The 13674-nt window shown below is 37.3% G+C and carries 8 protein-coding genes; 4 read left to right on the forward strand and 4 right to left on the reverse strand.

Features of this window, described 5'->3' with window-relative positions:
- Positions 1–409: 409 nt before the first annotated feature.
- Both KQI49_RS00965 and KQI49_RS00970 read left to right on the forward strand, forming a co-directional pair.
- Positions 410–4618 (forward strand): GH92 family glycosyl hydrolase, encoded by a 4209-nt coding sequence (locus KQI49_RS00965; RefSeq protein ID WP_216485918.1) that lies wholly within the window; start codon positions 410–412, stop codon positions 4616–4618.
- Between the two features lie 160 nt (positions 4619–4778).
- Positions 4779–5711 (forward strand): ROK family protein, encoded by a 933-nt coding sequence (locus KQI49_RS00970; RefSeq protein WP_216485920.1) that lies wholly within the window; start codon positions 4779–4781, stop codon positions 5709–5711.
- Positions 5712–5822: 111 nt separating this feature from the next.
- Here KQI49_RS00970 and KQI49_RS00975 read toward each other — a convergent pair whose 3' ends face one another.
- The 4 genes from KQI49_RS00975 to KQI49_RS00990 are packed head-to-tail and all read right to left on the reverse strand — an operon-like array spanning position 5823 to position 10540.
- Positions 5823–6854: an aldose epimerase family protein gene (locus KQI49_RS00975; RefSeq protein WP_216485922.1), complete on the reverse strand. Its 1032-nt coding sequence runs from the start codon at positions 6852–6854 to the stop codon at positions 5823–5825.
- A gap of 10 nt (positions 6855–6864) precedes the next feature.
- Positions 6865–8358, reverse strand: coding sequence for a UDP-glucose--hexose-1-phosphate uridylyltransferase (galT, locus tag KQI49_RS00980; protein ID WP_216485924.1), 1494 nt, complete (start codon positions 8356–8358; stop codon positions 6865–6867).
- A 7-nt stretch (positions 8359–8365) separates the two neighbouring features.
- Complete coding sequence (gene galE, locus KQI49_RS00985; RefSeq protein WP_216485927.1) at positions 8366–9358, reverse strand: UDP-glucose 4-epimerase GalE; 993 nt, start codon at positions 9356–9358, stop codon at positions 8366–8368.
- Positions 9359–10540, reverse strand: a complete 1182-nt coding sequence (locus KQI49_RS00990) for a galactokinase (protein ID WP_216485928.1) — start codon at positions 10538–10540, stop codon at positions 9359–9361.
- A 481-nt stretch (positions 10541–11021) separates the two neighbouring features.
- On the opposite strand from KQI49_RS00990, the gene ganS reads away from it, so the two are divergent.
- Positions 11022–12311 (forward strand): galactooligosaccharide ABC transporter substrate-binding protein GanS, encoded by a 1290-nt coding sequence (gene ganS, locus KQI49_RS00995; RefSeq protein ID WP_216485929.1) that lies wholly within the window; start codon positions 11022–11024, stop codon positions 12309–12311.
- A gap of 105 nt (positions 12312–12416) precedes the next feature.
- Positions 12417–13670, forward strand: coding sequence for a galactooligosaccharide ABC transporter permease GanP (gene ganP / locus KQI49_RS01000; RefSeq protein WP_216485930.1), 1254 nt, complete (start codon positions 12417–12419; stop codon positions 13668–13670).
- The last annotated feature ends 4 nt before the right edge of the window (positions 13671–13674 follow it).

The following is a 13674-nucleotide window of genomic DNA, read 5'->3' on the forward strand; positions in this document are numbered from 1 at the left end:
AGCTTACCTGCTCATAGACATTACTGGTGGAGGGATTGATCTTATTCAATAATCTATCGGGTCAAATATAGTATTACTTTATATAACTCACCTGGAACTGAATATTGGTGCAATCCCTTGTAGTGTGTTGTTACCGTAATTGATTTACGCATATTACACATAAAGATAAAACTCTAATTTATTGGCTACTTATTAGAATAGCATTCTAAATCTAGAACAATGCAATAATACTAACCTATTAAATGGGTTATATATCTATGCCTACATGGATTTTACTATGTGCTTAATAAAATTTAATCTATAGCTTTAGAGTAGGCACGTAGATAAAATAAAATTTATATTTTGAATGAAAGGAGTGAATAACAGTAATTTAAAGTCTATAGTAATTAATAGGGGAGGTAAAAGGTAAATGAACAAAAGACATTTAAAGAGAATGTTTGCTAATGTATGTTGTTTCGTCTTACTGTTAGGAATTATCCCTATTCTACCTACTCAAACAGCTTCAGCTAATTCGACAGATTATTTTACTTCATTTGAGCCAGATGATCCGCAACTAGACTGGGAAACTACGGTGGAAAAAGATGCAGATGGAAATAAAATGTCCTCTGGAATAGATGGTAATATTCCATTTGATGGTATTCAAGGTGATGTTACAGATGAGATTATAGAGATCAAAGTATCTGGGGAAAACCCGCCAAGTGAGACAAAAGAAAAGTTAATAGACCGCGATGATACAACAAAATGGTTAACGTTTGAAGATACTGCCACTATTCAAGTGGAGCTTGAAGAGCCGGATTCTGTCGTAAAATATGCGCTAACATCAGCCGATGATTATCCTGGAAGAGATCCACGAGATTGGGAGTTATCTGGATCAAACGATGCAGAGAATTGGACAACACTTGACACGAGAACTAGTGAAAAGTTTGATGAACGTTATCAAACGAAAGTATATGAATTTGATAACTCGGAAAAATATCAATATTACCAGTTGAAAATTACAAAAAACAGTGGAGAATCTATTATTCAACTATCAGAACTCGCAATTTCTAATGGAATAGACGTTCCTGATCCACCACCTTCAGATATGAAAACAAAGATAACGAATGGACCTTCAAGTACTTATAATTCGAAGGCAAATGTAGGGTGGACAGGAAAAAATGCAATTACTTATGAAGGCTCACATCTGACAGACGGAAGAGCGTACTCCTACAATAAAATTCTTGATGTAAATATTAGTGTAACCAAGGATACTGAACTATCCTATTATATTTTTCCCGCTTTTACTGACAATAATCATACAAACTATGCAAGTACCTACGCATCAGTTGATTTAGCTTTTTCAGATGGCACATATTTGCATGACTTAAATGCACTTGATCAGCATGGTATAAAACTGAATCCACAAGAACAGGGGGATTCGAAAACACTTTATGCCAATCAATGGAATTATAAAAATGCCTCAATTGGTGAAATTGCTGAAGGGAAAACAATAGAGCGAATTTTAATTGCATACGATAATCCAAAAGGACCGACAACTTTTAAAGGGCACATCGATGATATTAAAATCAACGGAAATCCAGTCGCAAAAACATATGAAAATCCTACTGATTATGTTAATACACTTAGAGGAACACAATCCAATGGGACCTTTTCTCGCGGGAATAACTTCCCAGCCGTTGCAGTTCCCCATGGATTTAACTTTTGGACACCGGTAACAAATGCAGGTTCTGACTGGCTTTACTCTTATAATGAAGGTAATAATGATGATAATCTTCCAACACTTCAGGCGTTTTCTTTAAGTCATGAAACAAGTCCATGGATGGGAGACAGGCAGACATTTCAAGTCATGCCGTCAGATGCAGAGGGAAAGCCAGAGGTAAATCGTGATACCCGTGCATTAGCTTTCAAACATGAGAATGAAATCGCTCAAGCGCATTATTACGGGGTTACATTTGAAAATGGGATTGAAACGGAAATGACCCCTACTGATCATGCAGCCGTATTTAGGTATACATTTAAAGGAGACACTTCGAATATATTATTTGATAATGTCAGTAATAAAGGTGGCATTACATTAGACCCTGACGATGGAACAATATCAGGTTATACGGATCAGAAAAGTGGGTTGTCCACTGGTGCAACACGTATGTTTGTCTACGCAGAGTTTGATAAACCTGTTGTAGATAGCAGTATGTTAACTGATCAAGGTAGAGACGATGTGACCGCATATTACAAATTTGATACCACAAACGATAAAGAGGTAACTATGAAGATAGCAACTTCTTTAATAAGCGTGGAACAAGCAAAGAAAAATTTGGAACAAGAAATTAATCCCGAAGATACATTTGATACGATAAAGAAAAAAGCAGAAGAAGAGTGGAATGATTTACTTAGAACGATCGAGGTTGAAGGAGCGACAGAAGATCAGCTTACAACACTATATTCAAATATGTATCGATTATTTCTATACCCAAACTCAGCGTATGAAAATACAGGTACTCTGGAAAACCCAGATTTTAAGTATGCAAGTCAACTCTCACTTAATCCGTGCTCAACAAGTACCTCAACAGAAACGTGCGCGGAAATAGAGGATGGAAAGGTATATGTGAATAACGGCTTTTGGGATACTTATAGAACAACATGGCCTGCCTATTCATTGTTAACTCCAACTAAAACAGGTGAAATGATTGATGGATTTGTTCAGCATTATAAAGATGGTGGCTGGATATCCAGATGGTCTTCTCCGGGGTATGCTGATTTAATGACAGGAACAAGCGCGAATATTGCATTTTCAGACGCCTACATGAAAGGTGTAACAAATTTCGATGTTGAAAGTTTCTATCAATCTGCAATAAAAGATGCTGCTGTTGCTCCACCCAATAATAACGTTGGTAGGAAGGGACTGGAGACCTCCATTTTTGATGGTTATACGAGTACGTCTACAGGTGAAGGTATGTCATGGGCACTTGAGGGGTATATCAATGATTTCGGTATTGCAAATTTAGCACAAGCACTTAGTAAAAGAGATAATGAAAAAGATCCATATCAGTCATATTACGAGGAAGATTATCAGTACTATTTAAATCGTGCTCAAAATTATTACAATATGTTTAACCCGAATATTGGATTTTTTAATGGGAAAAGACCATCGGGACAATGGCGTTCAACACCCGATGAGTTCAATCCCGCGGAATGGGGATACGATTATACAGAAACAAATGCGTGGAATATGGCATTTCATGCTCCACATGATGGGCAGGGGTTAGCCAACCTTTATGGTGGAAAGGATGGGCTTGAAAATAAGCTCGATGAATTCTTTAACACGCCGGAAACAGCTGCCTATCCAGGAAGCTATGGAGGATTAATTCATGAAATGAGAGAAGCAAGGGATGTTAGAATGGGGATGTATGGACATAGTAACCAGCCAGCACATCATATAGCGTATATGTACAATTATGTTGAAAAACCATGGAAAACACAGGAGAAAGTTCGTGAAGTGCTAAATAGACTGTACATTGGTAGTGAAATCGGACAGGGATACGCTGGTGACGAAGATAACGGTGAAATGTCAGCATGGTATATTTTTAGTGCACTAGGGTTCTACCCACTTAAAATGGGAACTTCAGAATATGCGATAGGTGCTCCACTTTTTAAAAAGGTGACAATTCATCTGGAGAATGGTAAAGACATTGTTATAAATGCTCCGAATAACAGTAAAGAAAATCAATATGTCCAGGGTCTAAAAGTAAATGGAGAAACTTACACAAAAAATTATATTACACATGAAGATCTAGCGAATGGTGCAGTTCTGGATTTTGACATGGGACCGGAACCGTCCGATTGGGGGAGCAATATGACTGATTTACCGGATTCTATCACACCAGCTGCAACAGATGGTTTGTCTACCCCAGTGTTAATGCGTGATTTGACAGATCAATCAGAGGGCGCTGCAACGGATAGTGAATCAGAAGAAACCAACCTTTTATTTGACAATACGTCTGATACACAAATTAACTTTGACAGTGAAAAACCTTTGATTCAGTTTCAATTTACAGAGGGAAAGAAAGAAGTACGAATGTATACACTGACTTCAGGTGTCAATCCTTTGAATAACTCTGAATCAGAGGTCGGCAGTCCTAAAAGTTGGTTATTAAAAGGATCCAATGATGGAGAAAATTGGGAAACGTTAGATGAAAGGAAAAATGAAAACTTTAAATGGGAAAAATATACTCGAGCATTTGAAATAGAAAACCCTGATGCCTACTCATTTTACCAACTGGAAATAACAGATAATGGGGGGCAACCATTAACTGTATTATCAGAAATAGAGTTACTTGGTATTGATGAGATACCAGTTGGATTAGCTGAAGGCATTGAAAACCTGGTTAAACGGTTTGAAAATGAAGGAGAACTGGATAATGCTGAATCCAGAGCACTGGAAATGCATCTCACGGCTGTGGCACAGTTCGAGAAACAAGGGAAGTACACGAAGGTAGTTAAGCACATGAAAGGTTTTAATTTATTATTAGAGCACCAAAGAAAATCTGATCTAATAACTAAAGAAGCGTATGATATCCTGAAATCCAATGCTGATTTTATGATTAACATTTTTCAGTAATCCTTATGAATAAGCTGTTAGATTACTAGGGAGAGTAGCATGTTTTCATACTACTCTCCCGTCCTTGGATGAGTAATAAGATAAATGAGGTTAATCTAGCTAATAGTTTAGGGGAAGAACGGGGTTGTTAAATTGGAAACTTTAGAAGGAGTTAAACATAATGAAATACTTTATCGGCGTTGATATAGGAGGTACAAAAGTAGCTATAGCCGTCGTGTCAGAAACAGGTAAAATACTAAAACAAAATGTTATTCCCACGGAACTTACAATTCTTCCTAAAGAAATGATTATGAAAATAAGTAATTCTATTAGAGAGATTCTGGCACAAACTGAAATAGTTAAAAATGATATTATTGGTATAGGCATTGGGTCACCAGGACCACTTGACGCTAAAGAAGGTCTTATCACACATCCACCTAATTTACAAAATTGGAGGAATGTTCCTATCGTTAAATGGATGAAGGAATGGTGGAGTGTTCCTATTATTTTGGAAAATGATGCTAATGCAGCTGCATTAGCAGAAAAGTGGTTAGGCGCAGCACAGGATAATCAGAACTTCGTATATATGACAGTCAGCACAGGAATCGGTTCTGGTATTATTGCCGACGGGAAAATATATCATGGAGCGAGTGGTAATGCGGGGGATATTGGTCATACTGTTGTGGACCCATCATTTGGCCAATGCTCGTGTGGTCAATATGGCTGTTTGGAATCGATAGCATCTGGGACTGCAATTGCAAAACGAGGTTCAGATATATTGGGTAAACAGGTAACGACAAAAGATGTATTCACGTTATACGATGAAGGACATTTAAAAATTGTTGCTTTCATTAATAAAGTTTTTAAGGTATTAGGTGTCGCATGTGTCTCTATTATTAATACATTTGATCCTGAAAAAATTGTTATCGGTGGTGGCGTTTCTCAAGTTGAAGCTCCGTTATTTGAGATGATTCGTGATTATGTGAGAAACTATGCTCTCAACCCTAACGGTCGTAATACGACTATCGTGAAAGCCGAGTTAGATCAGAATGCAGGTGTTATTGGCGCAGCGGCACTTTACTTAGATAAAATATCTGCTAATTCTAAAATATGAATAAAGTTTATAAGGATAATCCGGTTCTTGATTAATGATATCTTAATATAATCAAGTATCTAATTAAAAGCTACTTTCTCACGGAAAGTAGCTTTTCACATATTACCTATTTTACTTACTCTCAAACGAAAACACGGTCTGTTTTTCATACGTCTCATTTGCCTTTAATACGATAGACGGAAGATCTTTATGATGTAGTGAAGCGGGTGGACCTTGTGTTTCAAAGCACACACCTAAGTGTTTTTCAGACATGCGGCCATATAATTTTAACCCATCCTCTAAGCCATTTGCGGTATACATCACGACGCCGGGTTGATCAGTTGTAATGGAAAGCGTCCTGCCGCTGTGATTTTCTTCCACTAAAATATTCGGCTGATCCGTATCATTTAAAAGAAAATAATGATCATAGCCATTCCCGACAATAAGGTTTTGCGGATAGGTAGAGTCAAATCCTTCTTCAAGGCTTTTTCCATGTCGCAAATCAAATGGTGTATTCGCAACGTCAACTAACTTCCCGGTTGGAATGAGCTCTTCGTCTAATTCTAAAAAGTAGTCACTATTCATGGTGACGACGTGCTGTCCGACTGTTTCTTTTAAACCTGATAAATTGAAATACGTATGATTTGTTAACGCGAGAACTGTGTCTTGATCGGATTCAGCCTCATAATCGATGATAAAGTCATTATCAGTTGTTAACCAGTACGTGACTGATGCATGAACTCGACCGGGATAACCTCCTTCACCGTTGGGGGACGTATGTGTTAATTTGACGCCGACACGAGTTTCTTCGTGAATGGGAGCAGCTTCCCAGAGTGTATGGTGAAAAGCAGTCTCTCCGCCATGGAGCTGGTGATTACCTTCATTTTTTTGAAGATTGTATTCTTGCCCGTTTAAGTTAAATTGTGCATTGTCGATTCTGCCGGCAACTCGACCAATAATGGCGCCAAAGCAATTAGAGTTATCTTTATAATCATTGTAATTCTCATAGCCTAGGACGATATTTTCAAGCTTACCGTTTTGATCAGGTGTTATCATTTTCGTAATAATCCCACCATAATTTAAAAAACTGACGCTCATACCTGTGTTATTTGATAAGGTATATTCAATCCAGTCGTTGACTATTCTTTCTTGTGCAATTTTCATAGTATCATTCCTACTTGTTTAATGTGTCGATAAAACGCTTAAACGCATCTTGTCCGGTTTCATTCTGTTTAAAAACACCAGCATCTTCTAGAACTCTGGCAAACTTGATGCCTAATTCTTTGTGTAAAATCGACTCGGCTTCTTCTAGACTCGACAATAATCCATGTTCATTTTTCATTTGTTCTGCCCATGGCATATGATAAGGAGCGACATCAGCATTCTTATCTAATAAAAATGCTTTGATGTCTTCAAGTTCTCCTTTCAATCTGGCAGGTAAGACAGCTAGACCCATCACTTCAATTAAGCCGATATTTTCCTTTTTAATATGATGGACGTCTTCATGCGGATGAAAGATTCCCATTGGATAGTCTTCTGACGTGCGATTATTCCTTAAGACAAGATCAAGTTCAAACTGTCCGTCACGAAAACGCGAAATCGGAGTCACTGTATTATGCGGCGTTTCGCCGGTAAAAGGGATAATATTCACTTCATCATCTTCATATTGTTGCCACACATTTAAAATGTGAGCACCTGTTTCTACTAGATTTTCCTTATCAGCACCACGAAGGCGGATAACCGACATTGGCCAATTCAATACAGATGCTGAGACTTCTGGAAATCCATTCAAGTTAAAGGTAAATTCATCTTCCGCTCGGGTCATGGCAAATTCATAACGACCTGCTTGATAGTGATCATGACTTAAAATAGACCCTCCTACAATGGGTAAATCAGCATTTGAACCGATAAAATAATGTGGAAATTGATCCACAAATGAAAGTAATCGGTCAAACGTTTGTTTATCAATTTTCATATCACGATGTTCTTCGCAAAGTAGGATACTGTGTTCGTTATAATAAACATATGGTGAATATTGCAAATACCAGTTTTCATTTAATATAGGGACTTTTATGACGCGGTGATTAGCACGTGCTGGATAGCCGATGCGTCCCACATATCCTTCATTTTCACGACAAAGAACGCATTTTGGATAGTCTAATGACTGTTTCATTTCACGTTCGCGCTTGATTTGTTCCGGATCTTTTTCGGGTTTTGACAAATTAATTGTAATATCAAGTTCACCGTAGACTGTGTCTGCTTTATAATGCACATTATTAGCGATTCGGTTCATTTGGATGTAGTTGCTATTCTTACTTAAATTATAAAAATAATCTGTTGCTGCGTCAGGCGTTTCATTGTACTTGTCGTAAAATGTATTGTTAACAACTGAAGGACGAGCAACAAAGCAATTCATAATTTTAGCTGAAAGGATTTCTTTATCATCAAAAATATCTTCAATGACATCATGGTCAATCGCATAGGCAATCAACTTTTCCAGTAAATTAGGGATGGTGTCTTCTGTACCTGTTAATTCTTCGTTCGGAAAAGATTGAATGTTTAACAGGTCAAGGACTTGGTTTCGGACATACACCTCATCTTGCTTTTCTATTAAATGAACTTCTTGCGCTTTGTGGATCAATCCGGTCAAATCTTCAAAAATTGCCATACATGCTTCACTCCTTTTCGTATCCATGGGGGTGTGTTGAATGCCAGTGCCATGCGTCTTTGATAATATTTTCAATTGATGTACGTGATGGCTTCCATCCTAAAATATCTTGTGCTTTATCAGAACTTGCCACGAGTGTTGCCGGATCTCCTGGACGGCGTGGTCCTATTTTAGATGGGATACTTTTTTCTGTCACTTTCCTGGCTGCTTCAATAATTTCTTTAACCGAAAATCCTTGGCTGCTGCCTAAATTAAAGATATTGCTCTCGCCGCCATTTTGTAGATACTCAAGCGCTAATAAATGTGCCTCAATCAAATCATCGACATGTACGTAATCACGAATGCATGAACCGTCCGGTGTATCGTAATCCTCGCCAAATACTGTAATGTAATCACGCTGCTCTAAGGCAACTTGTAACACAATAGGAATGAGGTGGGTTTCCGGACGATGATCTTCACCGATTTCGGCTGATTCCCGAGCACCCGCAACATTAAAATATCTGAGTGATACATATTTAATGTCATGAGCTTCTTCTGTCCATTTCATCATTTTTTCCATGATCAGTTTAGTTTCTCCGTACGTACTCGTTGGATTGGGTGTGACATCCTCAGTGATCAATCCAACATCAGCATCTCCATATGTCGCTGCAGAAGAAGAGAAGACGATTGGTTTCACGTCGAACTCTGTCATGACTTGCAGGAGAACTTGGGTGCCATACACATTATTATCAAAGTATTTGAGCGGCTTTTCCATCGATTCGCCGACAAGGGAGTTGGCTGCAAAATGAATCACAGCTTCAATATTTTCTTTTTCAAAGACATCCCTGAGAAAATCAATGTTACGGATATCCCCTTCATAAAACGTGGCGTCTGGATGAAGTGCTTCTCTGTGGCCAGTTTCCAAACTATCAACGACAACGACATTTTTATTATTTTCAATAAGCTGATAAACAGCGTGCGAGCCGATATAACCGGCTCCTCCTAAAACGAGTATACTCATTTATTTCACCTCTTCTGTAATTTCCTTCGCTCCGTCACCAATTGCGGCTGTGTAGAAACTGACGTCATAACCGATTTTTTCAATATATCGTTGGCTGACTTGTTGTTTAAACGAATCGATTTTGTCATTCTCCACAATAGCAATCGCGCAACCTCCAAAACCTGCACCAGTCATACGGGCGCCGGTGACACCAGCTTGTTCCCATGCAGTTTCCACAATGGTGTCAAGCTCTTTTCCAGTCACTTCATAATCATGTTGTAACGATAAATGTGATTCGTTCATTAACTTTCCAAACGCTTCCAAATCATTTGTTTTTAACTTCTGCAAGGCATCTAAGGTTCTAGCATTTTCATAAACGGCGTGTTTCGCGCGTCTTTGATTTGTTTCATTTCTAATCAAATATTTATGGCTCTCAAAATCTTCAGGTGTAAGATCTCCCAAACCATCAATTGTGAGCTCAGTTCTCAAATCAGCTAGAGCTTGCTCACACTCGCTTCGTCTTTCATTATATTTCGACCCAGCAAGTGTTCTACTTTTATTTGTGTTGATTATCACAATTGAATGATCAGGTAACTTGATTGGTGCATAGCTGTAATCAAGTGTCGCTGTATTAAGGTGAATGGCATGATCTTTTTTCCCCATCCCAATTGCGAACTGATCCATGATACCACTGTTAACACCAATGTACTCGTTTTCAACTTTTTGTCCAAGCTTAATCATTTCAATTCGGTCAAGGTCAAAGTCAAATAGTCCTTCTAGTAGAACACCCGTCACCATTTCAATGGAAGCGGAAGAGGAGAGACCAGCACTGTTGGGTATATTCCCATAATAAAGAATATCCATACCAAAGTCTATTTTACAACCATGTTCACGGATGTACTTAATCATGCCTTTAGGGTAGTTCGCCCAATTGTCATCTTCATTATAATCCAAGTTGTCTAGATTGACTTCAATAATCCCTAAATCTGAAAAATTCATAGAATAAAACCGAATTTTATTATCAGAACGCTTCGTCGCTAATGCATAAGTTCCAAACGAGATGGAAGCAGGAAAAACATGCCCGCCGTTGTAGTCCGTGTGTTCACCGATCAGGTTGATTCGGCCTGGGGCGAAGAATTGGCGGGGAGAGTGCACAGGATTAAATTTATTTTTAAATTCCTCGTACATTAGTTGTGTTGACATAGTGTGCCTCCTAAGGTAATATAATAATTAATTAAATTATTTAACTAAGTTAAGGCTACACTAATTATTGTAAGATATCAAGTGCGATTTAGATGAAAGTAAGTTTGGCAAAAGGTAAAGGTAAAAGAACCTGATTCTCGTTGTATTATGAATAGAGTTTTACAGCAATCAACAAAAAATGTTATTGACAATACAGATAATTAGGTCTAATATGAAGATAATTAGTTAAATTAATTAAGTTTTTTAGCTATTATTTTCTTTAGAGCAGTTGAGGTCTATAAATAATTATGATTGTAGCATTTGCGAAAAGGAAGTGATAATTAATTAAAAAATAAAGTTAAAAATAGTTATCACGTTAATCATTGTAAAAACTAAAAAATCTTGACAAAAGCGTTCCTAGTTATTTGATTGGGTTTTAAAGTTTTTACTTAATTTTGAATTTGTGTGAAAGCGTTTTAAAAAATGAAAGGATGAAGATTATATGAAAGTTTACATAAAACAGTTAGGTATTTACAGTATAATAGCGTTATTTTTTGTACTAGCTGCTTGTGGGCCTCAAGAAGACAGTGGAGAGAAAGCGGGTGGAGAACAAGAGGGAAGTAAAAACAGCGAATACGATTTGCTTGTTTGGGAAGATGTTGAGAAGTCTGAAGGTATAGAGGATGCGATTCAAAAGTTTGAAGAGGAGAATGATGTAACAATTAAGGTGGTAGAAGAAACTTATGCACAGCAAATTGAAAAATTACGGCTTGATGGGCCAGCTGGAACAGGACCGGATGTTCTCACGATGCCTAATGATCAGATAGGAACAGCAGTAATAGAAGGTTTAATTGAAGAATTAAACGTCGAAGAAGACATAACTTCTATATACACTGACGTTGCGATGGATTCACAAATAGTAGAAGGGAAAATATATGGTTTACCTAAATCTGTCGAAACAACAGTATTATTTTATAATAAAGATATTGTGTCGGAAGATGAATTACCTGAGACTTTAGATGATTGGTATGATTTATCTAAGGAGTTAACAGATGGTGAAAATTTTGGACTTTTAGCTCTTTTTGACCAAATTTATTATGCGAACAGTGTTTTAAGTGGCTATGGTGGTTATATTTTTGGCGAAGATGAAAACGGTGATTATGATCCATCTGACATCGGTTTAAATAATACTGGTGCTATAGAGGGAGCTGAGTTGATGCAGGAATTTTACACTGAAAAACTATTCCCATCTGGAATTATAGGTGAACAAGGTATCCAAGTACTTGACTCTTTATTTTCAGAAGGGAAAGCAGCGGCTGTTATTTCTGGTCCTTGGAATGTGGAGCCATTCAGTGATGCGGGAATTAACTACGGTGTTACGAAACTACCAGAATTATCAAATGGTGAAAATATGAGTTCTTTCAATAATGTGAAAAGTTATAACGTCAGTTCATATTCTGAAAATAAGGAACTTGCTGAAAGGCTTGTTGAATTTTTAGCAAATGAAGAGAATTCTAAGGTGAGATATGAAAAAACAAAAGAAGTTCCTGCAGTAGCTTCTTTAGCAGATGACCCTGCGATTACAGAAAATGAAGCTGCTGAAGCAGTTGCTGAACAATCAATGTATTCTGAAATAATGCCTGGTATCCCCGAAATGAATTCTGTATGGGATCCAGCTGATGCTGCACTTGAAACTCTTGCAACAGGAAAGTCTAGTCCGGAAGAAGCGTTAGAACAAGCGGTTGAAACAATTAAAGGACAAATTGAAGCCAACCACGGCAACGATAAATAGTCTTATTAAAAAAATAGTGCCAAATGCTATATGGTATTTGGCACATGCATTTTAATTTCAATATACAATCTCGATGGATTGTATTCTAATAAAGAGGTGAAAAAAGTGCAACATCGTACAATTGCAAGTGTTTTGTCCATCATTCCCGGGTTAGGACAGTTTTACAATAGACAATGGGCAAAAGGTCTTGTGTTTCTTGGGTTTGGCCTCTCGTTTTTTGTTGTATTTTATGATTTGCTAAATATGGGGTTCTGGGGAATTTTTACTCTTGGTACAGAAGTACCTCGAGATAATTCAGTGTTTTTATTAGCACAAGGAATTATAGCAATTCTAGTTACGTGTTTAGGATTGTTTGTTTACTTTCTTAACTTTCGTGATGCTTATCGCAATGGTGTATTACGTGATAGAAAAATGAATTTAAGTTCGTTGAAAGAGCAATACAGAAATTTAGTGGAACAAGGATATCCTTATGTTGTCAGTGGTCCTTCACTTATTATTTTAGTATTTGCGGTTATTTTTCCTATTTTATTCAGTGTTGCATTGGCATTTACAAATTACGATTTATATCATTCTCCACCAGCTAATTTAGTAGATTGGGTGGGATTTGATACATTTGCAAAAATTTTCACGGTTGATATTTGGCGGTCTACCTTTTTTGATGTTTTAGGATGGACTGTAGTGTGGACTCTTGTAGCTACAACATTACAAGTAGGAATAGGTATTCTTATGGCGGTCATTGTTAACCAGCCAAGATTGCGTTTTAAAAAGTTTTTTCGAACGATTCTTGTTTTACCATGGGCTGTCCCAGGGTTCGTAACGATTTTAATTTTTGCTGGTTTATTTAATGATAGTTTTGGTGCAATCAATAATGATATTTTAGCATTCTTTGGACTTGATCCGATACCGTGGATGACCAATGAAGCTTGGTCTAAAATTGCGCTTATTCTTATGCAGGGGTGGTTAGGATTTCCTTATATATTCCTAGTAACAACAGGAGTTCTGCAGTCGATTCCCGATGATTTATATGAAGCTGCGACAATTGATGGAGCATCGATATTTGCCAAATTTAAACATATTACGATGCCGATGATACTTTTGGCTATAGCACCCATTATTATTACCCAATATACCTTTAATTTTAATAATTTTAACATAATTTATTTATTTAACGGTGGTGGGCCATCTGTTCCTGGATCTACAGCCGGAGGTACAGATATTTTAGTATCTTGGATTTATAAATTGACACTAGAAGAAAGTCAATATTCACTTGCAGCTGCTTTAACTATTTTGTTATCTGTATTTGTTATTGCTATCGCATTATGGCAATTTAGACGGACCAATTCGTTTAAGGAGGAGTAAGAGA

The sequence above is a fragment of the Virgibacillus sp. MSJ-26 genome, assembly GCF_018918075.1.
Taxonomy (GTDB): Bacteria; Bacillota; Bacilli; order Bacillales; family Amphibacillaceae; genus MSJ-26.